This is a genomic window from Nocardia sp. PLKS1-43 (assembly GCF_059510335.1).
Genome location: NZ_JCAJZQ010000007.1, coordinates 1 through 25,338 on the forward strand (window position 1 = coordinate 1; position 25,338 = coordinate 25,338).

Genomic DNA, 25,338 nt, shown 5'->3' on the forward strand with positions numbered 1-25,338 from the left:
GCCCTCGAAGCGCATGGCCGAAGGCCGAGTCTCGAGGGCTGAACGACGAGCCTCAAAGCGCCGAAAACCCCGCCGGAGCGAATCGGAGGCCAAAAATGCGGAGGCCGAATTACAAGTCCGCGATGGCTTCGATGATCGGCATGCGGGCCGCGCGCAGCGCGGGCGGGATCGAACCCAGCAGCGCGAGAACGAGTGCGGCCGAGGCGTATACGAGCAGCATCGGGCTCGGCGAATAGGTCACGGGGATGGTCATGGCCCGGCCGAACGCGATGTCGGCGAGGTACTGGACCGCGGCGCCGACGGCCAGCCCGAGCACCGCACCGGTCAGTCCGATGCCGGCGGCCTCGGTGAGCACCGCGCGCAGCATGAACCGGCGGCTGGTGCCCATCGCGCGCAGGACGCCCAGCTCCCGGCGCCGCTCCAGAACCGACAGCATCAGCGTGTTCAGCAGGGCGATCGTCGAGACCAGCACCACGATCCACAGGATCGAGCCGGACAGCGACGTGCCCTGCTTCACCCCGCCGGACACCGCCGCCACCGCGCCCGCGCCGGTGTCCACCGCCAGTCCCGGCGGCACGCTCCGGCGCAGCAGGTCGAGTTCGGCCGCGGGATTCACACCGGGCGCGTAACTGATGCCGAGGATGGTCTCCCCGGGCCGCTCGTACCACTGCCGCAACATGTCCAGATCCAGCAGCACCGTCCCGGTGATCGCGGAGAAGTACGGAATTACTTGCAGCACCTGGACTTTGCGGATACCCGTCGGGGTCGGCAGATCCAGCTCGGACCCCTCGTGCACGCCCAGCTGCCGCGCCACATCCCCCGACACGACCACGCCCTCCCCGCGCGCCATCCGGTCCTGCACACCGGGCCGGAGTTCGGCGACCGGTCCGGCCGGAACGCCGCGCTCATAGGCTTGCAGCATCACCTGGCCACGCCCCAGCGTCGCGAAGGCCATCTGGGCCGAACCCACGTCGGCCACCCCCGGCAGCGCCCGGATCCGGGCCTTCAGATCCGTCGGCAGCAGCGGCCCGGTCGGGAACTCCGCCAGCGAGGACGTGCTCACGTAGGCGTCCCGGCGCGCGAGGTCGGCGAAGTTGGCCGTCGCCGAATCGACCAGATTGTGCGACGCGCCGCCCATGGCGACCACCGCGGTCACACCGATCATCACCGTCATGGTTGTCGCCCAGACCCGGCGTGGCGCACGCTCGATCGTGGTGGCGCCCAACGCCCCCGGCGCACCGAACACGCGCGCGACCATCGCCGCGGACCGCACGATCGGCTCCGTCGCGGCGAAGCACAGCACCACCGCGGCGCTGATCGACAGCGAGATGGCCGCCAGGGACAACCGGCCGATGTCCGCGCGGGCGATCAGGATCGCCGCGGTGACCATGACGCCGCCGAGAAGTACCGCGCCCCAACGCAACAGCGGATTCACCACGTCGGATTTCGACACGCCCACCGGCGCCAGCGCCTCGATCGGCTGCACCTTGTAGATCTGCCGCGCCGCGATCGCGGCCGCGGCGGTGCTGGCCAGCACACATGCCGCGATGGCGACCGGGATCGCGTATCCGGGCACGAGGTATTCGATCCGCGCCTGCACCGAGGCCATCATCGCCGAGGGCACCTGATGAATCGCGGTGCGTCCCATGAACATTCCGAACACCGCGCCGATACCGCCGCCGATCAGGCCGAGCAGCGCGGCCTCGGCGATCAGGTCACGCACCATCGGCCCGCGCCGCCCGCCGATGGCCCGCAGCAGCGACAACACCGGACGCCGTTGCGCCACAGCCATACTCATCGCGTTGTAGATCAGAAATCCGGAGACGATCAGCGCGGCGGCCGAGGCCATCGTGGTCGAATAGCGCACCAATTGGATGGCCCCGCCCGCCTGCGCGGTGCGCAGGCTCGGGTCGGCCACCACCGCCCGGCCGTGCACCACCGCGGTGAGCGCCGAACGCAGTTGCCCCACATCGGCTCCCGGCGCGGGCACGATCTCGATCGAATCGAGTTGACCGGAGCGGCCGAGGATCTTCTGGGCCACCGGCAGTGCCGCCACGACGATCTGGCCACCGTTGAGCTGCCCGGACGTTCGGTCGTCCAGTACGCCCGCCACCGTCACCGTGGCCACCCCGAGGGTGAACCGCTCCCCCTCGTGTCGTCCGAGACCGGCGCCGACCAGTACGCCGTCCGGTACGGACAGCAGCTCGATCGCCTGCGAACGCATCGGCCCGGCCAGCGCGCTGCCCAGCGCGGATACGCTCGCATCGGCCCCGATCAGCAGCGTGCGGTCCGCGCCGACGCCGACCCTGGCCCGCACCATCGGCACCGCCGCCGAGACTCCGGGCACCGCCTGGATCTGCGGCAGCAGGCTCCGATCGAATCCACCGTCGGTGACGCCGGAGACCTCCAGTGCCGCTTTACCTCCCAGCGCCCTGGTGAGTTTGCCGACCGAGCCGGTGACCGAGCCGGAGATGCTCAGCACCGAGACCAGCAGCCCGGCCGAGACGGCCATCACGATCATCGCCATCAGGGTGCGGCCGCGATGCGCGAGCAGTTCACCGATATTGAACAGCCGCAAGCGGTCCCACGCGGCGGCGATCATGCGCGAACCGCCGGATGACCATCCACGGAACGTCGCTCGGCGGCGTGCTCACCGGCGGTGATCGACCCGATTCGCCCGTCCCGCAACGTGACCACGCGATCGCAGTAGTGCGCCGCACCCATGTCGTGGGTGACCATCACCACCGAATTCCCCTGCTCGGTGATCATGCCGAAGAGTTCCAGGATGGCCGCGCCGGTCTTGGAATCCAGGTTGCCCGTGGGCTCGTCGGCCAGGATCAGCGGCGGGTCCATGATCAGCGCCCGCGCCACGGCCACGCGCTGCATCTGCCCGCCGGACAGTTCGGCGGGGCGATGCTCGGCGCGCTCGCCCAGCCCGACCAGGTCCAGCAGTTCCAAGGCTCTCGGTTTGGCATTCCGTAATCCGGTGCCGTCCAGGAGTTTCGGGATGGCCACGTTCTCCCAGGCGGTCAGCGTCGGCAGCAGGTTGAAGAACTGGAAGACGAAACCCACACGGTGCCGCCGGAATTCGGACTGCCGGTCGTCACCGAGGTCGCCGATCTCCTCGCCCTGGAAGGTGATCGACCCGGAATCGGGCGAGTCCAGCGCGCCCAGCAGATGCAGCAGGGTGGACTTCCCGGACCCGGACGGGCCGATGACGGAGGTGAACTCGCCCGCGGCGATGTTCAGGCTGACGCCATCGAGGGCTCGCACCCGCTGCTGCCCCACTCGGTACTCCCTGACGACATCGGTCAATTCCAACATCGGTGTTCCCCTCCTCGTTTCGGCCCGCTCACCGGGCACTGTCTCCAGTCGTGGTGCGCGTCAGCGCACGAGCACCTCGGACGGATGCCACCGGCGAACGTCCTGGGCGTCGAGTACGGCGCGCAGCACCGGCTGTTCGGCGGCCAGCTCGAGGTATGCCTCGGCGGCCGACCGTCCCTCCAGCAACGCCAGGTCGAGCTTGACGTGCAGGTGGTTGTCCCAGCGGTACTGCAGCGCGGCCAGCACGCCGGCGGGCCCGCCGAACAGCCGATCGATGTCCGGAAGTCCGTGCAGCAGGCCAGGATTCGCCGGATCGGCGGCCGCGCGGGTCAGCACCACATCCAGGATCTCGGTACGGGCGTGCAAATCTTGCCAGGTCATGGCGCTCACCCCTTCCCTCTCGTGCCCGGCATCTGTCCGCCGAACGCTGTGGTGTCGACGCTACGGAGATGATCTCGGCGAATCGTCGTGCCGAGGGCGTGAGTTGGGCTCCTACTCCGGTAGGAGCCGGCACCCGCTCCAGGAACGATGATCGGTGTCACACCGACTGGCTAGCCTTGGTGCATGGAGGTGCTGCGGATCGTCGTGCTGACCGCGGCCGCGGTTCTGCTGACCACGGTGCTGTGGCGTGCGGTGGTCGGATGGCGTCACGCGCGCCAGCGGGTCGTGGAGTTCTGGCACGACCCGCGCGCCACATTCGACCAGCACATGGCCGAACTCCCGTTCGACTATCCCCCGGCGGTGATCCTCACCGCCGATCTGGCCCTGTCGATCGCCGCGGTGACCGCCGTGATCCAGCGGCACGGCTACTTCCCGACCGCCCTGCCCATCCTGGCGCTGTTGCTGGTCACCTTCGCCTTCCCGATCCTGACCATCTTCGGCGTCCCGCCGCGTCCGGGGCCGCTGTGCGCCGTCGGGCTGATCGCGCAGGGCTTGTTCCTGTTGCAGCCGGTGACGCTGGACGCCTCGCCGTTCGTACTGGTCGTCGTCGCCGGCGAGGTCGCGGCGATCGCCAGCAAGCGGATCAGCCTGCCGTTCGCCGCGATCGCGTTGCTGGAACTGCTGCTGTTCCACATCGTCGGCCCAGGGATCGACCCGCTGCCCAACTACGTCATCGGAGTCGTGCTGGGCACGCTGGTCGGGCTGATGATGCAGTACCAGCGGATGTACCTGTACCAGGAACGCGAGAATCAGGAGATCCGCGCCGCCCGCGCCGCCGACGAGGAACGCCGCCGGATCGCCCGGGAGGTGCACGATGTCATCGCGCATTCGCTCAGCGTGACTCTGCTGCATCTCACCGCGGCTCGTCATTCGCTGCAGACCGATCGCGACGTCGAGGAGGCGATCGACGCGCTCACCGACGCCGAACGGCTGGGCCGCCAGGCCATGGCCGACATCCGGCACACCGTGGGCCTGCTCGATCAGCGCCCGTCCAGCCTGACCCCCGAACCCGGAATGGACGATATCCCCGCTCTGGTCGAGGATTTCCTGGGTGCGGGCCTGAACGTGGATTACTCGGTGTCCGGGGATGTCACGACCGTCTCGGCGACGACGGGTCTGGCGTTGTTCCGGATCAGCCAGGAATCCCTGGCCAATATCGCCAAACACGCCCCGGACGCCGCGGCAACGTTGCGCATCGAGGTCACCGGTACGCAGGTCACCGCGGTTGTCACCAACACCCTCACCGGCCCGGTCCCCACTCGGCGCGGCCGCGGGATGGGCATCTCCGGTATGCGCCAGCGCGCCACTCTCATCGGCGGCACCCTGACCGCCGGACCCAGCGCCGGGCAGTGGCAGGTGCGCGCCGGATTCCCGATCGCCGACGCCTCACCGGGCCTGACGTGCCCGGTCTCGGGTTCGGACGATCATCTGCGGCCCGTGCGCGACGCGTTCACCGCTCTGACCCGCAAACTCCAGGAGGGTATGTGATTCCGGGTACTTCGCCGTCCGAGGAGAACGCACTCGGCGTTCTCGTCGTGGACGACCAGGAACTGGTGCGCGGCGGCCTGCGCCGGATCCTGCGCCGCCGCGACGGTTTCCTGGTGAGCGAATGCGCCGACGGCGACGAGGTCCCGGCCGCGCTCGCCGCGCAGCCCGTCGACGTCGTACTGATGGATCTGCGAATGAAGCGCGTCGGCGGCATCGACGCCACCCGGATCCTGCGCTCACGCAGCGACGCACCGCCGGTTCTGGTGCTGACCACGTTCGACGACGATCAACTGCTCTCCGGCGCGCTGCGCGCGGGCGCTGCCGGATTCATCCTCAAGGACTCCCCCGCCGAGGATCTGATTCGCGCGGTGCGCACGGTCGCGGCCGGCGGATCGTGGCTCGATCCGTCGGTAACCGGACGAGTGCTGTCGGCATATCGGACCGTCGCGCCGACTCCGGTGAAGACCCGTTCGGGCCTGGACGAGCTGACCGCTCGCGAGTACGAGGTGCTGCAGCGAATCGGTCGCGGGCGGGTGAACACCGAGATCGCCGCGGAGTTGGGGATCTCCGAGGTCACGGTAAAGAGCCACGTCGGACACATTTTCGGAAAGCTCGGGTTACGAGATCGCGCCGCGGCGATCGTGTTCGCGTTTGACCACGGAGTAGTCGCACCTGGAGAATCGTCGGCGTAGCGGGGCAGGCAACCCCGGTGAGGCAGCCGGGCACGGGTGTCGCACCCTGCCCAGGGACGGAGGTTTCACCGGTGAACGCATCGCGGCCGCGGACCGGCGGCCGATTCGGTCCGTACGAGCTGCGCTCCATGCTCGGCCGCGGCAGCATGGGCGAGGTCTACGAGGCGTACGACACCCACAACGATCGCGTCGTCGCCCTGAAGTTGCTGCCCGAGGAGCTGGCCCAGGATCCGGGCTATCGCGAGCGGTTCCGCCGCGAATCACACGCCGCGACGCGCATCGCCGATCCGCACATCGTCCCGATCAACCGCGCGGGCGAGATCGAGGGCATGCTCTATCTGGACATGCGCCTGATCCGCGGCGACAATCTGCGCGCCCTGCTGCGCCGGCAGGGGCCGATGGAGCCCGAGCGCGCGGTGCACATCATCGACCAGATCGCCACCGCACTCGATGCCGCGCACGGCGCGGGCCTGGTGCACCGCGATGTCAAACCGGCCAATATCCTCGTCACACCGACCGATTTCGCCTTCCTCACCGATTTCGGCATCGCCCGCAGCGAGGGTGACAGCGCGACCACGATGGTCGGCGTCACGGCGGGCTCGTACACCTACATGGCGCCCGAGCGGTTCGACTCCGGGCCGGTCAACGGCCGCTCGGACACCTATTCGCTGGCCTGCGTCCTGTACGAATGCCTTACCGGCACAACGCCTTTCCCGGTGCAGAACGTGAGCGGGCTGATCCGCGCGCATCTGTCCGAGACACCGCCGCGCCCGAGCCTGCAACGCCGGGACGTGCCCGAGGCGCTGGATGCCGTTCTCGCACACGCCATGTCGAAATCGCCCGACGACCGGTTCGCCACGACCGGGGAATTCGCCGGGGCCGCTCGTGCCGCGATGGGTCTGTCGGGCGAGCGCGAAACCGCCGTCGCGCCGCCACCGCCGCCGCCCGCCCCGGCCCCGGTCGAGCCGCCGCGGCCCGACGACACCGGCGCCGTGCAGGCAGGGCCGCTGCCGCCGCTGCCGCAACGCGTCGCACCAGGTCCGGGTGCGTCACGGCCGGTGTTGCGGCCCACAACGTTCCAGCCGTTCGGCCCCGACGGGCCGACGATCGCGGCGCAGTTCCAGCCGCGCGGCGACGAGCAGTACGAGCCCGCGCCCCAGCCGCGCGAGGAGATTCCCCCGGCCACCGGTTCGGCGACCACCGTCATGCGGACCGGCGCGGGCACGGGCATACCGTCCAATGCGGACGAGACGACCAACGCGATGGCTCGCGGGCCGGTCCCGACCTCCGCGGATCAGGACATTCCCGACGAACCCGCTCCTGCGCCACGCGGTTACGAGACGACCGGGTCGCTGCGCATCATCGCGCCGACCGATCCGGACGAGCACGATACCGGCAGCGATCTCCCGGTGATCACGCCAGCGGACCCCTCCCGGATGCCGCGGGAGGAATTCCAGTTCGCCCCGAAACCACCGCAGCCACCGGGACTGCCGCGGCGTTCGGACGAACCGGCCCCGCAATCGCCGAAGTTGCCGCAACGTGGGTCACAGCCGGAACCGGCTCTGCCGCAACGGGTATCGCAGGCCGAATCGATACCCCCGCAACAAGGCCGGGAACCGATCCGGTCGCCACAACTCCCGCAGCGCACACCGCAGCCGATCCCGCCGACGCAGCAATTCCCGCAACGAGCGCCGCAGCCGGTCCCGCCGGCGCCGGATCTGCCGCCGCGGGCGCCGGAATCGGCCGTCGCGGCATCGACCCCGCCGCCGCAGGAGCCCGAGCCTTTCGCCCAGGCGCCGAAATCGTCTCTGCGAGCACCGGAATCGGTCGATCCCACGCCGCACACCGAACTGCTTCCGCACGGCGCCACCGCAGCCGCCGCAGGGGTGATCGGCGCGGGTTACGCCGAGTACGAGGACGATTCGCAGTACGGCTACGACGACGAGACCGCGTACCGCACGGAGGACGGTTACGAGGACGAATACGACGATTACGATCCGGAGGCTACCGCCTCGGGCGAGGGTTACGGCGAATACGACGATAGTGAGTACGCCGAAAACGACTACGGCCGAAGCGGATACGACCACGGCGAATATGCCGACGGCGAATATGCCGACGGCGAATACGTCGATGGTGAATACGCCGACGGGGAGTACGCCGAGAACGATTACGTCTCGGGCGAATACGACACCAGCGCACCGCATTCCGTGCTCGATTACGGCCCCGACGACAACGGCGTCTACCCCGAGGACTACGAATACGCCGAGGCCGCAACAGGTTACGAGGATCGCGGCATAAAACCGAAGAAGCGTTCGGTGGCGGTGCCGTTGGTGCTCGGCTTCCTCGGCGCGGCGGTGGTCATCGGAGTCGCCGTGGTCGGCTGGCAGGTGTTCGGCAAATCTCCCACGACGAGTTCCTCGGCCGCCCAGCACGCCGGCGCGGTCACGGCGACCACGGCGCCGATGGCCGCACCGGCCACGCAGACCGCGGACACAACGACCACCGCGGCGACCTCGACTCCGCCCGAAGGATCCACGGCCTGCTCGTCGAGTTCGTCGGGGCACGACACCGCGTACACCCGGTCGGCCTCGGGTAACTCGCAGACGACCTGCGGTTTCGCCGAGGCGGTCCGCAAGGCGTACGCCAAGGCCGCCGATTCGAGCTCGGAGTCGCCGACCTCGGTGGTCGCGGTCAGCCCGACCACGGGCCGCTCGTACACCATGACCTGCAAGGCGACCGGCCGCTTGATCACCTGCACCGGCGGCGACAACGCCATTGTGTACGTGTACTGACCGGAAACCGTTCCGGCGCAAGTAGTTTCGTTTCCGCGAACGGGCGGCGGACGGTTCACCGATCCGACGAAACGTCACGCGTTACGTCACATTTGCGCCATCGCGACTCGGTGCATTTGACCCCGGGGGCGTGACGGCACAGAATGCCACGACTGAACGGTGGTCCGGACACGGGTCGCCGCGCGATGGTGGAGGTGGCCGGGTTGCAGGTACCCAGAGAGCCGGGCAAGTGGCGCAGGAGCCTCGGGGCGGCCGTATGCGGGCTGGCCCTACTGGCGAGCGCGGCATGCTCCAAGGCCGCCGAAGACACTCCACTCGATCCGGTCGTGACCCATCAGACCAGCTCGAGTCCCGGTCCGGTGGTCGCGTTGCCCGGATCGCTGGCCGCCGACTTCGCGTCGCTGCTGCCGACCCTGGGCGGGCACGCCGGGATGTCGGTCATGGCGGTCGGCGGCGACACCGCGACGTCCATGGGCGATTGGACCTCCGGCCCGGCCTGGTCGACGATGAAGGTGCCGCTGACCCTGGCCGTACTGAACAGCAACGGCAACACCCCCAGTTACGCCATGTCCGCGGCCATCACCGAATCGGACAACAACGCCGCCGACGCGCTGTGGCAATCGCTCGGCACCCCCGACCAGGCCGCCCAGGCCGTGCAGAAGATCCTGCAGCAGGGCGGCGACAGCACCACCAAGGTCCCCCCGACCCGGTCCCGCCCGGATTATTCGGCATTCGGCCAGGCCACCTGGGCGCTGGCCGACCAGGCCCGGTTCGCCTCGCACCTACCGTGCCTGCCCAACGCGAGCACCCTCACCGATCTGATGGGCAAGGTGGTTCCCGGCCAGCAGTGGGGCCTGGGCCATCTCCAGAACGTCGTCTTCAAGGGCGGCTGGGGCCCCGACCCGGCCGGCAACTACCTGGTCCGGCAATTCGGCCTGGTCACCACCTCGGGCGGTCAGATGGCGGTCGCGATCGCAGCCCAGGCGAATTCGGGATCCTTCGAGGACGGCACCGCGATGCTGAACAAGATCGTCCCACTGCTCACCCAGCACCTGAACGACCTCCCGACAGGTTCCTGCGCGAGCGCGCATTAGCCGGAATAGAGCCCGGTACGGGTCCGGCCCTGAAGACCCGTCCCAAGCGGCGCACGCCAAAACCGACGTACGCATGGCGAAGCGTCTCTGTCTGCTCCCCTACCGTGCAACACTGCGCACTCGAAGCCCATGACCGAAGGCCGAGCCCCGAAGCCGACACTCCGCGACGAAGCGCATCCGTCCCACTGGAAGCCGCCCACGAAGCGACAGGCTCACCAACAACAACCCCGAAGGTTCGACCCAGGCCGCGCCGAAAACCCGCCGAAGCGAAGCGAAGCGACGGCTGACGCGCCCAGCGGCGAAGCGTCTCCGTCCGCTGGGAGTCGCCCGCGAAGCGATAGGTTCAGCAACGCCAGCTCCAAGGGTTTTCGGCGCGGGCTCGTCGTTCAGCCCTCGAAGCGCATGGCCGAAGGCCGAGTCTCGAGGGCTGAACGACGAGCCTCAAAGCGCCGAAAACCCGCCGGAGCGGAGCGGCGGCCAAAGATACGGCAAGATAGGTGCCATGCGCATCGGAGTCTTGACCGGAGGCGGAGACTGCCCCGGACTGAACGCGGTGATCCGAGCCGTCGTCCGCACCGCGAACGGCCGCTACGGGGACGCGATCGTCGGGTTCCAGGACGGTTGGCGCGGGCTACTCGAGGATCGCAAGATCCACATCCACAACGACGATCGCACCGACCGGATCCTCACCAAGGGCGGGACCATCCTCGGTACCGCGCGCACCAATCCCGACGTGCTGCGCGACGGCCTCGGCCGGATCAAGCAGACTCTGGACGACAACGGCATCGATGCCCTGATCCCGATCGGCGGCGAGGGCACGCTCACCGCGGGCAGCTGGCTGGCCGACGAGGGCGTCCCGGTGGTCGGCGTGCCGAAGACCATCGACAACGACATCGATTGCACCGATACGACTTTCGGCCACGACACCGCTGTCACCATCGCCACCGACGCGATCGACCGCCTGCACACCACCGCCGAATCGCACCAGCGCGTGATGCTGGTGGAGGTGATGGGCCGCCACGCCGGATGGATCGCGATGAACGCCGGTATCGCGGCGGGCGCGCATCTGACCCTGGTCCCCGAGGTGCCCTTCGACGTCGACGAGGTGTGCACCATGATCAAACGCCGTTTCCAGCGCGGCGATTCGCATTTCATCTGCGTCGTGGCCGAGGGCGCCAAGCCCGGCGAGGGCTCGTTCGCCCTGCGCCAGGGCGGCATCGATGAATACGGCCACGAACGGTTCACCGGCGTGGCCCACCAGCTCGGCGTCGAGATCGAACGCCGCATCGGCAAGGAGGTCCGCACCACGGTGCTGGGCCACGTGCAGCGCGGCGGCACCCCGACCGCCTTCGACCGCGTCCTGGCGACCCGCTTCGGCGTGCACGCCACCGAGGCCGTGCACGACGGCCAGTTCGGCCAGATGGTCGCCCTGCACGGCACCGAAATCGGCCTCGTCCCCCTCTCCGAAGCCACCAAACAACTCAAACTCGTTCCGGCACACCGGCATGAGGAGGCCGCGGCGTTCTTCGGGTAGCAGTCCCGTCGGATGCCTTCCTGGACGACCAGGGCACCGAGCCGGGCGGATTAGCACCGAGTCCGAGGGACGGGCAGGCTCGGAGCGCTTCCGGGCGGAACATCGTCTCGGTTTCCATCCGCGCTGTTCCAGCGGCCAGGAGCGCGCAGCGGACACAGCAGTGCGCCTGGTCCTACCGGCCTGTTCCGGCGCAAAGGGCCTGCTGGTGCAGCTCGAGGGACCAGCATTGTGAGCGATCACTATCGCTTGCTCGCCGCTCCTGCTAAACGTCACGTGACTCGGAGTAGTTCTTCCTCGAGCGTCCCGAGCTGGCTACGCTCGTGCAATAGCCCAGTTAACGGGGAGGGAAGGAAGAAGTTGGACCATGTCTGCCGCCCCTCGACACCAGAATGGACTTACCGTATCCGGTCGGCCGATGTCGTTGCCGTTGAAAGACGTGCGGGGTCTGTCCCGGCGGATGGTCGGTCATTTCGTCAAAACCGTCGCCCCCTGCGGTACCTTGCCCGGTGACGCGATCCACGGCGACATCACCGTTATCACCCGCGTGTGCTTGGAACTGGCAGTCAGCATGCTGGATGGCAGCAACATCACGGAAAAGACCGGGCGACTCGAGGACGCCGCGGCGCAATGGGCTCGCGAAGGCGTGCCCATCGGTACTATTCACCACGCCATCCACGAGGGCTTCAAGATCGGCTTCGATCTGGTGGTGTCCACCGCCTCGGCCGAGCAGCGTGCCTCCGGCGCAGCCAACACCGAGCCGATACTCGGCCCCAGCACGACCGACTACCAAAGCATTCTCGACGGCGCCAAACTCGTGGTCGAGATGCTCGACACCATGACCACGGTGGTCTCGGTGGCCTATGTACGCGAACTGCGCGCGGTCGTATCGGAGCACCACACCGCGGTGCATACGCTCACCTCGGCGCTGCTCGGGGGGCACCCCACCTCGACCATGGCTCGCGAGTGTGGCATCGACATCGCCGCCCGCTACCGGGTAATAGCCCTCGCCATTCCTGCCCACCCGGACGAGTCCAATCCGGCGCTGGACGCGAAAGTCGTTGCCCGGCGCAAACTCCGGCGCGTGCAGGCAGAACTGGCCATTCGCTGCGACGACACCGTGCTGTCGCTGCTGTCGACCGACGGCGGCACCTTGCTCATTCCCGCCGCGCACATCACCGAGGCCGCTCTGGAAGACCTCGTCGGGCATCTGTCACGGGCCGGCCGGGTGCCCATCACCGCCACCATGGTCACCGCAGCCACCGACACCGTGCCCACCGCCGCGGACCAAGCCCACGAGCTGCTCGACATCGTCGCCAGGCTGGGATCGGGACCAGGTCTGTATCACTTCGACGACCTGGCTCTGGAATACCAGCTCACTCGCCCCGGCCCCGGTCGCGAACATCTCGGGTCGCTGCTCGATCCGCTGGACAAGCATCCGGAACTGCTGGAGACGCTGCAGGTCCATATCGCGCACAACCTGAACCGCCAGCACACGGCGCACCTACTGCACGTACACACCAACACCGTGGACTACCGGCTCAAGCGAATCGGTCAGCTCACCGGGTTCGATACCACCCAGGCGAGCGGGCTGTGGCACCTGCGTTCGGCATTGGTTGCCCACACTTACCGCGGGTGATCGGCGTGTGGTCCAGCATTCGACGGGACCGGAAACCACGCGCACGGCTTGAAATTCGATGCCGCCCAGGCGGCCTCGATAGACCGTGCCCGGCAGACCGGTCGGAACCGTAGCGAATCCACGGCTTCCCGAATACCCGTTTCAGGTGGGTGCTCGACATCCCGCCGTCCGGCAACGATGCCGACGACGGTCCACAACGGTGTGGACCTCCAACGGGCCCAAACCCATTCGGCCAAATCGAAATCGGATCACCTGATGGATTACATTCAGTGCCTCCTGTGCGGGAGCAAGTCGCTACCGACGACGAGTCGGTGCCGATGCCCGCATTTCTCCGACCGCGCCGAGGTAGGTACCCGGCCGGGAATGACTTCTGCCGATTGGTATGCGGTCGCCAGTTGGCTCGACCCGGGCAGGAATCATCCGGCAGGGCAGATGGGTTCGGAATAGTGACGCTCCCCCCGGCGGCCGCAGCGCAGCTTCCGCTCCGGCAAAACCATTCTGCTACAACATAATTCGTCGATGTCGGCGAATCGCCCTGCTCCGCCGAAGGATTCGACCACCTGCGCCGAGAAGGGTGCGCCCCGGCTGCCAGCGGTCACCGGCAGCGTCGTCGCCGGGTAGACCGTGCCCGCTCGACGTCGGTATCGACACCACCACCGAACCGACCGGCGGCGGGTCGGCGCCCTCCCGTTGGGCAAAGCCGACCCGGCGGGACGGCCGCTGATGTTAGTTTCTTGGCCGTGAGCCTCGAATCGGCCGGTGGCGTCGAGCAGCGCCCGTGCGATTCCCCGTATGTCGAGCGGGTCTATCGGGCTGAGCCGGGCGCCGGGGCGGTACCGGCGCGGATGCGGTCCGTGGCGAATTCGAACTGGGAACTCGTCGTGTGGCGCGACCGTGGACAGACGCATGTTTCGGTCCGCGGTCCCGAGACCGTTCCCACGGTGCTGGAGCTGGGGCCGAGTACAGGCCGAACGCTCGGGATCATCTTCCGGCACGGTGCGTTCCTGGCCCCGATGCCGGTGCCGGGGCTGGTCGACACCGCGGTGTCGAGTCCGCACACCACGGCCCGCTCGTTCGTACTGCAGGGCCAGGAGTGGGAAACCCCGTCCTACGACAACGCCGACGTTTTCGTCGACCGCCTGGTGCGCGCCGGACTGCTGGTGCGTGATCCGCTGGTCACCGATGTGCTCCGCGGTGATGCCACGACGTTGGTCACTCCACGGTCGGTGCAACGACGGGTAGCCGCGGCGACCGGGCTGACGCAGGGCGCGATCCGGCAAATCGAACGGGCGAGACAGGCGGTGCTGCTGCTGCGGCAGGGGGTGCCGGCGATCGAGGTCGCGCAGCGGGCGGGGTATCACGATCAGCCGCACCTGGCGCGTTCGCTGATCAGGTTCACCGGCCGCACGGCGTCCCAACTGCGCCGCGCCGACGACGAGGAGATGCTGTCGCTCCTGTACAAGACCGAGGTCGAGGTGCGCCCCTAGGTTTTGTGGTGTCGCCGGGAGCGCCGGCACACCGAACATTGGAGGCACGTCATGGCATTCACGCAGATCTACGTCAACCTGCCGGTCACCGACCTGGACGCGAGCAAGAAGGTGTACACGGCGATGGGGGGAACGATCAACCCCGACTTCACCGGGGACACCTCCGCGCAGGTGGTCTTCGCCGACGCGGTCGTGGTGCAGCTGATGACGCGAGAAACGTTCGCTACCTTCACCAAGCGAGACACCGCGGATGGTCCGATCGAGGTGATCAACGCGCTTGCCGCCGGTTCGCGTGAGGAAGTGGACCGCCTGGCCGACGCGGCGCTGGCCGCGGGTGCCACCGAACCGCGCGAGGCCCAGGACATGGGCTGGCTGTACAACCGGGCGGTCGACGACCCGGACGGCCACTGCTGGGAGCTGCTGGCCTACAACCCGGGCGCCATGGACGAGGACACCGCGACCGGCCAGGGCTGACGTCGGCAGCGGGCCGGACCGGTGAGGGGTAGGCAACGCTATGGCACTGCGCTTGCCCGCCCCACAGACCACGCGGCGGCGGATAGAGGTGCGAGATCCGGCTCGGCCGAGATTCGCCCGCTACTTGCCGTGCCACAAGTTCGGATCACGAACGTCCTCGCGCCACAACGACCTGTTACAGCTGATGAGCGGGCATACGGTCATGGTGATGAGGTCTTCCGCCCCTTATCTCGACAGGTTCGGCCGGGCAACCTCGATGAAAGGCTCCCCGCCGACACGCCGATACCGAGAGACGAGCTGACGATGCGCACCTACCTCGAACCCCGCCGCACCGCGCGTTCGGCTGGTGTCTTGGGGTCGACACGCTGCGCACCCACCCGATACCGGCCCGACCACGGATCTTCCGGCGCCGGCGTGTTGACCCTCGAATGCACGAAGGGGCGGTCATCGTGACTGTTGATGCACCCGCGCTGGGTGGAGTCCGGTCCCGTGATGAACTCCCGGACGAGTTCTTCACCCTGTTCCTGGACCCGACCCGCACCTACAGTTGCGCACTGTGGACCCGCCCGGACGACACCCTGGAACGAGCCCAGTCCGCGAAGATCGACCTGGCACTGGCTCAATGCGATCTGCGGCCGGGGATGACCCTCCTGGACGTCGGCTGCGGGTGGGGCTCGACCATGCTGCGCGCCATGGACACCTACGGTGTCAACGCGATCGGATTGACCGGTAACCGCCACCAGTACCGGTATGTGCGCGACCAACTCGTCGACCGGCTGATCCGCGGGCGCCCTTACGGCGGGGTCCGGCGGCAAGGCTGGGCCGAATTCGACCGGCGACCCGACCGCATCGTGTGCATCGGCACACTGGAACACCTCGCCCCGCAGCGTTACCCCGATTTCTTCGATTTCGCCTACCGGACCCTGCCCGAGGACGGAGTGCTGCTGGTGCAGACCGTCGTGGCACCAGACCACGATCACTCCGACGCCCACCGGACACGCTGCACGCACACCGATTTCCTGGGTGCCCCGCAAACCCTCTTCCCGGCCGGTCAACTCCCGCCACCGATCGGCCGCAACCCCACCGGGGTCACCGAGTACGCGGCAGATGCCGGATTCACCGTCACCCAAATCGGGAAACTGGGACCGCACTACACCACCACCCTGCAGTGCTGGGCCCACGGTCTGCGCGAGCACCGCGACGAGGCTATCGAGCTGGCCGGGGATGACACCTATAACGCCTACCTCGATTCCATGACCGGCTGCGCCGACTACTTCCGCGACGGCTATCTCGACGTCATGCAGTTCACTTGCAGAAAACTCACCACAGTGCACGAACCCGCGCCGTCCTCGATCGTGCCCCACGACATCCAGGCTCCGGCGGTGACCGGACGGCCTGCACTCGGTAACTCGTGGACCCACTAGCTGGGCCGGCGCACTGGACATCTCGCCCGGTGGCGGCCGGACGCACAGCCCGCGCGCAAGCCCGAACACGAGCGCTCGGGCCGTGGAAGAGGTTGTGCCGCAATGCCAACTGTCGTGTGCCGGGATCGGGGATGTTCGCCGGATACGGATGGTCTACGACCGATTGCCCGGCTGCGACGACGGGCTCCTACCGATCAACCAGACTCCCTTGCCTTCGAACGGTCCGAGCAAGTTGGTCACCGGGGTGGGCAATCAGCGCATCAGTCCGGTGACAGCCTTTCAGGGCCGGCACCATCGCCCCGGGCGCGAGGTGATTCCCTTCCCCCGCAACACTTTCAGCCGCTCCATCATTGCGAAGGGTAGTAACCGGCACGATTTCCTCGAGCGGCTCTCCGGAGTTGATTTCGGACCGCGCGATGCTGTTCAGGTCTGGGCCGGCCGACAGGTGCGGCTAGAGACGAACCGCCGCGCGGACGAGGTCGGCGACGGCTTTGGATCTGCTGTACGGCGGCCAGGCGATGACGGTCGTGACGGCCGGTGCGTCGGGAACCGGCACGACGGCGTGCCCCTCGCCCAGGTGGGTTCGCACCGACTCGGGCATGATCGCGCATGCTCGTCCGAGCGCGATCAGCTGGGCCAGCTGGGTGTGGTCGCGCACCTTCGGGCCGGGGCCGTCCGGGTAGCTGCCATCCGGCCGGGGCCAGCGCGGCAGCGGCAGGCCGGTGAGGGCGGCAACCTCGGCCGAGGAGATGTGTGAGCGGGTGGCGAGGGGGTGGCCCGCGGGCAGGACCAGGATCTGCTGCTCGGTGTGCAGATCCTCGGTGTCGAATCCTGCGATGGTGTCGAACGGCCGGTGCAGCAGGGCGACGTCGGCGCGCCCGTCCCGCAGCAGCCGTTCCTGTTCGCCGGGCCCGCACAGCATCACCTCGACGGTGACGGCGCCCGGTTCGGCGGCATACGCGTTCAGCAGTTTCGGCAACAGTTCGCTGGCCGCTCCGGCCTTCGTGGCCAGCACCACCCCGGCCCGGTCGGCTGCCGCGCGACGGGTGCGGCGCTCGGCGGCCGCGACCGCGTCGAGCGCGGCCCGCGCCTCCCGCAGCAGCACCGACCCCGCCTCGGTCAAGCTGATCGAGCGCGAGTTGCGTTGCAGCAGAACCACTCCGAGGCGTCGCTCCAACTGCTGGATCGCCCGCGACAGTGGCGGTTGCGCGATGGCGAGCCGCTCCGCCGCCCGCCCGAAGTGCAACTCCTCGGCGACCGCGACGAAATATCGCAACTCCCGCGTCTCCACCGCACCATCGTATCCGCGGCTCACCACGTCCGATACCCGTGCGGTATCGCTGACCACTCGGTAGGTCTTGGACGCACCACCCGGGCCCGAACCACCATCGACGGTATGAGTGAATCGACGATCGCGCTGGTGACCGGCGCGAACAAGGGAATCGGATACGAGATCGCGGCGGGCCTGGGCGCGCTCGGGTGGCGAGTCGGTGTGGGCGCGCGGGATGCGCAACGTCGCGACAGCGCGGTGGAGAAGCTGCGCGCGGCCGGGACCGACGCGTTCGGCGTACCGCTGGACGTCACCGACGACGCGAGCGTCACCGCCGCGGCCGAGCTGATCGCCGAGCACGCCGGCGGCCTGGACGTCCTGATCAACAACGCCGCGATCACCGGGGGCATGCCGCAGGCGCCCACCGAGGTGCATCCGGCGACCGTGCGAGATGTCGTGGATACCAACGTGATCGGGGTCATCCGCGTCACCAACGCGATGCTGCCCATGCTGCGGGAATCGGCCTCGCCGCGGATCGTGAACATGTCCAGCAGCGTCGGATCGCTCACGCTGCAGTCCACGCCCGGCACCGAAGTAGGGCCGATATCCGCCGCGTACGCCACGTCGAAATCTCTGCTCAACGCCGTCACGATCCAGTACGTCAAGGAACTGGGCGATACCGAGATCCTGATCAACGCCGCCTGCCCCGGTTTCACCGCCACCGACCTCAACGGGTTCCGCGGCGTCCGCACGCCGCGGCAGGGCGCGGCGATCGCGATTCGTCTGGCCACCCTGCCCGACGACGGACCGACCGGCGGATTCTTCGACGACGCCGGAACCGTGCCCTGGTGAAGTCCGCGATACGCAGATCTGCTTGATACCGGTTCCGCAGCGCTCCGACGGTCCCGGACAGGCCCAGTGAACAGGCGTGTGCCCCGGAAAGGGCATGCGCCTGTTGTCGTTTCGGCGGCGGCGCGGACCCGGCCGGGACTCGACGCGGTAAGCCGCGTATCGGCGATTCGGCCGCGCGTCATGCGTTCGGCGGCACGGCGGGACGCCCCACGGGCGAGGCCGAGTAGCAGGGAGGCTCGGCGGCTGCCCTGATGGCCGCTGCGATCCAGCAGGGGCGGCCGACGGGTTCCGATGCGCTGTTCGCCCGCGCGATCTTTCTCGCGCACAGAGGTTTCTGCACTGTTTCAGGGCACCGTTCATGCTTCGGAATTCCAGCACGGTGAATTCCGGAACGGATTGTTGCGATGTGCCGTGTTCCAGTGGGCGCATCGGGTTATGTCCGGCATCTGCTCGGGTTTCCAGTTTGTCGGTGGTAGTCATTACAGTCATGGCAGCACTCTCCGAAGACGTAGATTGCAGACGAATATCCGACGGCGGCTTGGTGATTCACGCACCATCCGGCACACATCGAGTACACACCGTGTCGTACCGGCTGGAGACCGAGCCGAAGACATTCGTCGCCAACGGAAAACGTTCCAATCAATCTGAACGCAACAGTCACAGCCAAAGGGGGCCTCATGACGATCGAAGCGACCACCGTGCCACGCAGGCTGCTCGCCAGACGGCTGGTCGAGTTGCGGGCGTCCGCCGACCTGACCCGAGACGCCGCGGCCGAACTGGCCGAGATCGGCCGACAAACCCTGTGGCGCTTGGAGAACGGCCGCACCTCGGAGGTCAAGAAGCCGACCATCCGTGCGCTGTGCCGCGTCTACGAGGTCGGTGACGAGGATCTGAACAATCTGCTGTGGCTGGCGGACGAGTCGCGCAAGGAGGGATGGTGGCAGCCGTACAGTATTGCGATCCTGCCCAACCGCGACCTGTTCTTCAGTCTCGAGGAATCAGCGAGCCGGATCATTTCGTTCCAACTCACCCTGATACCGGGACTCGCGCAGACAGCCGGTTACCGCCGCGCAATGGCATTGGACTACCTGCCGAAATTGAACACCGAGCAGATCGACCAGCACATAGAACTCCTCACCAAACGCCAGCAGCGCCTGAGTAATTCGGCGAATCCCGTAATTTTCGAGATATGGATCAGTGAGGCAACGCTGCGTCACCGAATCGGTGGCCCATCGGTAATGCAGGACCAGGTACATCATCTTCACGAACTCAGCATGAGTCCGAATATCTCAGTGCGCATTGTTCCGCTCTCGAACGAGGGATATATGGGACTCCAGGTGAACTCGTTCGTGCTGCTCGAATTCCCGAGCCACCTCAATCCGACACTTGCTCAACCTCCGGTGGTCTACATCGAGAACTATACTGGGGCTTTGTATCTGGACAAACCAGCGGAGATCGAAAGGTACCGACAGGCCCTGTCGGATATCGAAGCAGCATCACTTGACGAACACCAGTCCAGAGCGCTTCTGCAAGCGATCGAAAGCGAGTACGCGACATGAACATCGACCTGTCCACCGCTGAGTGGTTCAAGAGCAGACGAAGTCAACTCGGTGGCGACTGCGTGGAGGTCGCACACCTCGATCAAGGCATGGTCGGCGTACGCGACTCCAAGCACCCCACCGGCCCGGCACTGATCTTCACCCCGGCGGAATGGGATGCGTTCGTGGCCAAGGTGAATGATCACACGTAACCGACGACGCAAGCCTCACGACGCGGCGGGCACGACCTCGTTCGCCGCGTCGGCAGGCCGCTCCTGGGACTCGGCGCGGGACTGCCGCGCGCGCCGATCGCGATGGTGATGAATTTGATCCGGAGGCCATCAGATGCAGCCGGGTGATCACGGCGGTCAACCCGAACGCGACCGCCATCAATGTCACCAACCGCCCGGCTCGGGCCGCCACCGCATCCTCGTCCGCTGTCCGCCGATCATGAGAGACGACACTTTCATACCCTCGGTCCGAACGCCGCTGAACCGAATACGCAGGGGCCCAAGGGGTGAACGCGATGCCCACCCTTCGGCGCTTGCTACCTTGGTGTCGCCTCGACTGCGAAAGGAACTCCGAACCGTGGAACCCGGCTCCCCCGTCGACCTACAGAAGGATCAGCCCCATACCGCCCGCATGTACGACTATTACCTCGGCGGCAAGGATCACTACCGCGCGGACAGGGAGGCGGCGGAAAAGGTCGTCGGCATCTGGCCGGGGGTGCGGGTGGCCGCGCGGGAGAACAGAGCTTTCATCCACCGCGTGACGCGGTTTCTCGCACAGGCGGGCATTCGCCAATTCCTCGACATCGGAACCGGAATCCCGACCGAGCCGAGTCTGCATCAGGTCGCCCAGCAGGTCGCGCCCGAGGCGCGAGTGGTCTACGTCGACAACGACCCGCTGGTGCTCGTGCACGCCAGAGCACTGCTGGTCAGCTCACCGCAAGGCCGCACCAACTACGTCTCCGCCGACGTCACGATGCCCGAGACGATCCTCGACGCGCCGGGTTTGACCGAGACGCTGGACCTGACCCAACCGGTGGCGCTGAGCCTGAACGCGTTGATGCACTTCGTCCCCGACGAACACGGCGCCTACGACATCGTCGATACGCTGATGGCCGGGCTGGCACCCGGCTCGTATCTGGTGATGACGCATGTGACCCCGGATTTCGATCCGGCCGCGATATCCACCGTGGTCGGCATCTACCGTGGCAGCGGCATGCCGTGCCAGGTGCGCACGCGGGAGGAGTTCACGCGGTTCTTCCGGCAACTGGAGTTGGTCGATCCGGGCGTGGAGGTGCCACACCGCTGGCGGCCCGACGGCATCGCGCCCGCGCAGACAGTGGACGCGGAGGTATCCGCCTACGCGGGCGTCGCACGCAAGCCGTAGCCGGGCTCTACAGCGGAGTCTGATCCCACCACTTGGCGAGCACCTCGTGCGCGGGGGTATCGCCCATCATCTCCACCGGCCCGGTGTCGAATGCGTACAGCAGCGTATTCGCCCGGGTCGGATCGGATTCGAAGGAGACGAGCATCTCGGCTGTCTCGGTGCGCATGTCCTCGGGCACGATCCAGTTGCGGACGGTGAACGCCGATTCATTCTTGTTGCCGGTGGCCGTCCGCGTGATCGGGGCCGCGGCCAGTGCGGCCTGCGCGGCGGCCGGGCTGTCGAAGACCGCCAGCGCGTAACCGAGCGAGGTCTGGCGCGAGGTGCACTCCCAAGCGCCGATCCAGTTCGCCGAGCCCAGCGGATTGCTGCGTCGAATCACGCTCGTCACCGGATCGCCCTGGAATACCTTGCCGGGTTGACCTGGCCGGCTCCGCTGACAGGACACCCGGCCCTGGTAGGCGTCCCCGGTATTCGAATCCCCCTGCGGCAGCAGGGTCGGGAAGTTCTGCTGGACGGCGGTGACGGCGTCGAAGCGCCGCGTCACCGTCGGGGTGGCGGCGCCCGGCGCGGTGGCGGGGCCGGTGGCCTTCGGCCCGGCGGCGGCACCGGTATGCGAACCGCTGGAGAGCACGAGGAACCCCACACCGGCCAGGATCACCAAGGCGACCACACCGAGCACGAGCCACATCAGCATGTTGGACGTCCGCCTCGAAACTGGTCGCGGCACAGCCGAATTCGGCGCGAATCCCGCAGGCGGCGGCACCGGGGGCACGGCGGGCGCCGCAACTCCCACCCCCACCGGATGACCGTTCATCGCCTGCCGCGCGGGCGGCGCCCCGGCGGGGGCGAGGGGCATTCCCGGACGCACCGCGGCGGGCGGCACCGCGGCGACCGGCGGTGCGGGCGGGACCGCGGGAACCGGTGCGGTCAGCGCCTGCTTCGCCGCCGCGGCGAATTCCGCACAACTGCCGAACCGATCGGGCGCCCGCTTGGCCATCGCCCGCGCGAGCACCAGGTCCATCGCCGGATTCACCCCGGGACGACGCGCGCTCACCGGCGGCAGCGGCAGCAGCAGATGGCCGTGGATCAGCTCGTTCGGATCCTCCGAATCGAACGGCCCGGTCCCGCTCAGCAGCCAGTACAGCGCACACCCCAGGGCGTACTGGTCGGAGTGGTTGTCCAGCGGCGAGCCGGTCATCTGCTCGGGCGAGGCGTAAGCCAGTGTGGCGGTGAACATTCCGGCCTGCGTCAGGTGGGTGGAATCCTCCCGCAGCCGGGCGATGCCGAAATCGGTGAGATAGACCCGCTCACCCTTACCGTTGGTATCCCGGCCGAGCATGATGTTGGCGGGCTTCACATCCCGGTGCAGCACGCCGTTGCCGTGCGCGTAATCCAGTGCGGCGGCGACGCCTTCGATGATCTGCACCGCTCGCTCGGGCGGCAGCGTATGCGGATTCACCGCGGCCGCGTCGACGCCATCGATGTACTGCATGCTGATCCACAGCTGCTCGTCCTCCACGCCGCGGTCGTAGACCGCGACGATGTTCGGATGATCCAGCTGGGCGACCAGATCGGCCTCGCGCTCGAAACGGGCGCGAATCTCCGCGTCCGCGAACAATTCCCGGTTCAGCAGTTTCAGCGCGGTCTGCCGTTGTAATCGCGGGTGCCGCGCCAGATACACCGAACCCATGCCACCTTGGCCGAGCAGTCGCTCGACGGTGAAACCGGCGAACACGTCACCGCTGCGCAGCACCTACGACCCCCTTCCGGCGACGGGCTCATCCCCGCGTGCGCGGGGAGGGCGGTATGAGTCGATGCCAGCCGCATCCTACTCGACCTGGGCGCAGTACTTCCTGATCGGGAACTCAGCCCGGCGTCACCAGACCCGATTCGTAGGCCAGGACCACCGCTTGGGCGCGGTCGCGCAGATCCAGCTTCGAAAACACCTTCGATACATGCGTTTTCACGGTCTGTTCCGCGACGAACAGGGTCTCGGCGATCTCGTTGTTCGACATGCCGCGGGCGATGAGTTCGAGTACTTCGCGCTCGCGCGGAGTAAGGGCGTTCAATGCCGGGGACGGGGTGCGGCGGGCGCGGCGGCGGGTGACGTCGGCGATGAGCCGCCTGGTCACCGTCGGGGCGAGCAGCGCCTGACCGTCGGCGACCACCCGCACCGCGCGCACCAACTCCTCGGCGGGGGCGTCCTTGAGCAGAAAACCGCTGGCGCCCAAGCTCAATGCCTCGTAGACGTAGTCGTCGATATCGAAGGTGGTCAGCATCAGCACCCGAACCGGCGGATCGAATCCGGCGGCGAGGATGGCGCGGGCGGCGTCGAGGCCGTTCATCTCCGGCATGCGCACATCCATCAGCACCACGTCGGGGCGCAGGCGTTTCGCCTCGGACACCGCGACCTGTCCGTTGGCCGCGTCACCGATGACGCTGATATCGGGCTGCGCGGCCAGCAGCGCGCCGAATCCCTGCCGAACCATCGCCTGGTCGTCGGCGATCAATACGGTGATGGGCACGGGCTCGCGCCTATACGAACCGGATGATCGACAGCAGACCCGCGACGAGGCAGTACACCGCGAACGGCAGCATCGTGCGGGTCTTGAAGAACCGTTCCAGGAAGCGCACCGCGAACCACGCGGCCAAACCGGCGACGATCGCACCGACTACGGCCTGGCCGATGATGTCGCGTCCCTGCGGGCCGGCCAGTTCGGGGAGTTTCAGCACGCCCGCGGCCAGAATCACCGGCGTGGCGAGCAGGAAGGCGAATTTCGCGGTGTCCTCGTGGTCGAGTCCGCGCAGCAGACCGCCGACCATGGTCAGACCCGAACGGCTGAATCCGGCCAGCAGCGCGCCGGACTGGGCCAGACCTATACCGAGCGCGTCCTTCACGCTCAAGGACGCGAGGCGCTCGTTCGAGACGACATGCTCCTCGGTCAGCACATCACCGGCATGGCCGGCCTGCGCCTCCTCCTCGGCGAATTTGCGTCCGTAATCCGACAGCGACGGCGCGTTGCGGCGGCGCAGCCCCTCGCCGACGATCAATACGACGCCATTGAGCATCAGGAAGATGCTCGCGTAGATCGGTTTGGCGAACAGTGTGCGCAGCGGATGCTCCAGCACCAGGCCGAGGAGTCCGACCGGAATGGTGGCGATGACAATCAGCCAGGCCAGCCGCTGGGTGGAGGTCTCGATGCGGCGGGTGCGCAGGGTCTGCACGAATCCGATGATGATGTCGCGCCAGTCCCGCCAGTAGTACCCCAGCAGCGCGATCGCCGTCGCGACGTGCAGGGCGACCACGAACGCCAGGTACGGGGTGCCGGATTTGGAATCCCCCTGCTGGACGAGTTCCTGCCAGCTGCCGCCGATCCACGCCGGGACCAGCACCGAATGGCCGAGACTGGAGATGGGGAACAACTCGGTGACGCCTTGCAGCGCGCCGATCACGATGGCTTGGAAGTAGGTGAGCATCGTGACGAGTCTCCCATGTGCGCTATCGATCCGCCGCACCAGTTCCCGGGCCTCTCCGGCTCATTTCCGGCCCGGCGGCGAACCGTCGCTGCGACACCTGTTCGCGGTCTCCGCGATAACCGGCGAAAGTGCTGGTAGACGCGATTCACGACCGGGTTGTCACACGGACGCACGCCCGCATCGTGGCGATACAGATGACCCTTGCGCCTTGCCGACCGACCGGCTCGCGCATTCAGGCCGGACCGGCTGCCCGCCCCAGGACCGCAACCCGGCACACGGCGGGCCGACCATCTACCTGGGCCGTGCCGACCGGTCACCAGAGCCGATCCTCGTCGCCTCGGCCGCACGTGGACGCCGCGCCGGACGGCAGCAGGATGTGGTCTCGTGGCTCACATCGGCCGAAGCCGCGACCTGACAACC

Annotated in this window: 20 protein-coding genes; 13 read left to right on the plus strand and 7 right to left on the minus strand. The window is 67.7% G+C overall.

The genetic code is table 11. From position 1 onward, the window contains the following. Window positions 1–109 precede the first annotated feature (109 nt). Genes AC5WS7_RS24045 through AC5WS7_RS24055 form a run of 3 tightly spaced genes read right to left on the minus strand, consistent with a single transcriptional unit; the run spans window position 110 to window position 3,705 of the window. A complete protein-coding gene (locus AC5WS7_RS24045; RefSeq protein ID WP_495956829.1) occupies window positions 110–2,602 on the minus strand; it encodes an FtsX-like permease family protein in 2,493 nt (830 codons plus the stop codon). Continuing rightward, window positions 2,599–3,324 (minus strand): ABC transporter ATP-binding protein, encoded by a 726-nt coding sequence (locus AC5WS7_RS24050; RefSeq protein WP_495956830.1) that lies wholly within the window; start codon window positions 3,322–3,324, stop codon window positions 2,599–2,601. Before AC5WS7_RS24050 ends, AC5WS7_RS24045 begins: the two co-directional genes overlap by 4 nt. A gap of 60 nt (window positions 3,325–3,384) precedes the next feature. Beyond that, the gene (locus AC5WS7_RS24055) at window positions 3,385–3,705 is read right to left on the minus strand and encodes a hypothetical protein (RefSeq protein WP_495956831.1); all 321 of its coding nucleotides are present in this window, start codon (window positions 3,703–3,705) and stop codon (window positions 3,385–3,387) included. 183 nt (window positions 3,706–3,888) lie between these two features. Between AC5WS7_RS24055 and AC5WS7_RS24060 the strand changes: the two genes are divergently transcribed. The 9 genes from AC5WS7_RS24060 (at window position 3,889) to AC5WS7_RS24100 (ending at window position 16,386) form a co-directional block, all read left to right on the plus strand. Next, window positions 3,889–5,253, plus strand: a complete 1,365-nt coding sequence (locus AC5WS7_RS24060) for a sensor histidine kinase (RefSeq protein WP_495956832.1) — start codon at window positions 3,889–3,891, stop codon at window positions 5,251–5,253. Then, entirely contained in the window at window positions 5,253–5,945 is a 693-nt protein-coding gene (locus tag AC5WS7_RS24065; RefSeq protein WP_495957169.1) for a response regulator transcription factor, read from the plus strand. The genes AC5WS7_RS24060 and AC5WS7_RS24065 overlap by 1 nt, the downstream gene beginning before the upstream one ends. 71 nt (window positions 5,946–6,016) lie before the next feature. Then, entirely contained in the window at window positions 6,017–8,737 is a 2,721-nt protein-coding gene (locus AC5WS7_RS24070) for a serine/threonine-protein kinase (protein ID WP_495956833.1), read from the plus strand. Between the two features lie 203 nt (window positions 8,738–8,940). Then, a complete protein-coding gene (locus AC5WS7_RS24075; protein ID WP_495956834.1) occupies window positions 8,941–9,831 on the plus strand; it encodes a serine hydrolase in 891 nt (296 codons plus the stop codon). A gap of 502 nt (window positions 9,832–10,333) precedes the next feature. After that, entirely contained in the window at window positions 10,334–11,365 is a 1,032-nt protein-coding gene (locus AC5WS7_RS24080) for an ATP-dependent 6-phosphofructokinase (protein ID WP_495956835.1), read from the plus strand. 415 nt (window positions 11,366–11,780) lie between these two features. Then, a complete protein-coding gene (locus AC5WS7_RS24085) occupies window positions 11,781–13,001 on the plus strand; it encodes a PucR family transcriptional regulator (protein WP_495956836.1) in 1,221 nt (406 codons plus the stop codon). 740 nt (window positions 13,002–13,741) lie between these two features. After that, window positions 13,742–14,488 (plus strand): helix-turn-helix domain-containing protein, encoded by a 747-nt coding sequence (locus AC5WS7_RS24090; protein WP_495956837.1) that lies wholly within the window; start codon window positions 13,742–13,744, stop codon window positions 14,486–14,488. A 51-nt stretch (window positions 14,489–14,539) separates the two neighbouring features. Beyond that, window positions 14,540–14,962 (plus strand): VOC family protein, encoded by a 423-nt coding sequence (locus AC5WS7_RS24095; RefSeq protein WP_495956838.1) that lies wholly within the window; start codon window positions 14,540–14,542, stop codon window positions 14,960–14,962. Window positions 14,963–15,411: 449 nt separating this feature from the next. Continuing rightward, a complete protein-coding gene (locus tag AC5WS7_RS24100) occupies window positions 15,412–16,386 on the plus strand; it encodes a class I SAM-dependent methyltransferase (protein ID WP_495956839.1) in 975 nt (324 codons plus the stop codon). A 451-nt stretch (window positions 16,387–16,837) separates the two neighbouring features. Here the strand turns inward: AC5WS7_RS24100 and AC5WS7_RS24105 are convergent, their stop codons facing one another. Next, window positions 16,838–17,677: a LysR family transcriptional regulator gene (locus AC5WS7_RS24105; protein ID WP_495956840.1), complete on the minus strand. Its 840-nt coding sequence runs from the start codon at window positions 17,675–17,677 to the stop codon at window positions 16,838–16,840. Window positions 17,678–17,782: 105 nt separating this feature from the next. Between AC5WS7_RS24105 and AC5WS7_RS24110 the strand changes: the two genes are divergently transcribed. From AC5WS7_RS24110 to AC5WS7_RS24125, 4 genes are all read left to right on the plus strand, one after another. Continuing rightward, window positions 17,783–18,508 (plus strand): SDR family oxidoreductase, encoded by a 726-nt coding sequence (locus AC5WS7_RS24110; protein WP_495956841.1) that lies wholly within the window; start codon window positions 17,783–17,785, stop codon window positions 18,506–18,508. Window positions 18,509–19,185: 677 nt separating this feature from the next. Continuing rightward, window positions 19,186–20,067 (plus strand): helix-turn-helix domain-containing protein, encoded by an 882-nt coding sequence (locus AC5WS7_RS24115; RefSeq protein WP_495956842.1) that lies wholly within the window; start codon window positions 19,186–19,188, stop codon window positions 20,065–20,067. Further along, on the plus strand, window positions 20,064–20,258 hold the full coding sequence (locus AC5WS7_RS24120; RefSeq protein WP_495956843.1) for a DUF397 domain-containing protein: 195 nt from the start codon (window positions 20,064–20,066) through the stop codon (window positions 20,256–20,258). Before AC5WS7_RS24115 ends, AC5WS7_RS24120 begins: the two co-directional genes overlap by 4 nt. A 376-nt stretch (window positions 20,259–20,634) precedes the next feature. Further along, window positions 20,635–21,441: an SAM-dependent methyltransferase gene (locus tag AC5WS7_RS24125; RefSeq protein ID WP_495956844.1), complete on the plus strand. Its 807-nt coding sequence runs from the start codon at window positions 20,635–20,637 to the stop codon at window positions 21,439–21,441. Between the two features lie 7 nt (window positions 21,442–21,448). On the opposite strand, the gene AC5WS7_RS24130 is transcribed toward AC5WS7_RS24125, so the two are convergent. The 3 genes from AC5WS7_RS24130 to AC5WS7_RS24140 all read right to left on the minus strand — a co-directional run bounded on the left by AC5WS7_RS24130 (window position 21,449) and on the right by AC5WS7_RS24140 (window position 24,918). Beyond that, entirely contained in the window at window positions 21,449–23,194 is a 1,746-nt protein-coding gene (locus tag AC5WS7_RS24130) for a serine/threonine-protein kinase (RefSeq protein WP_495956845.1), read from the minus strand. A 112-nt stretch (window positions 23,195–23,306) separates the two neighbouring features. Continuing rightward, window positions 23,307–23,966 (minus strand): response regulator, encoded by a 660-nt coding sequence (locus AC5WS7_RS24135; protein WP_495956846.1) that lies wholly within the window; start codon window positions 23,964–23,966, stop codon window positions 23,307–23,309. A gap of 10 nt (window positions 23,967–23,976) precedes the next feature. Beyond that, window positions 23,977–24,918, minus strand: a complete 942-nt coding sequence (locus AC5WS7_RS24140) for an undecaprenyl-diphosphate phosphatase (RefSeq protein WP_495956847.1) — start codon at window positions 24,916–24,918, stop codon at window positions 23,977–23,979. Between the last annotated feature and the right edge of the window lie 420 nt (window positions 24,919–25,338).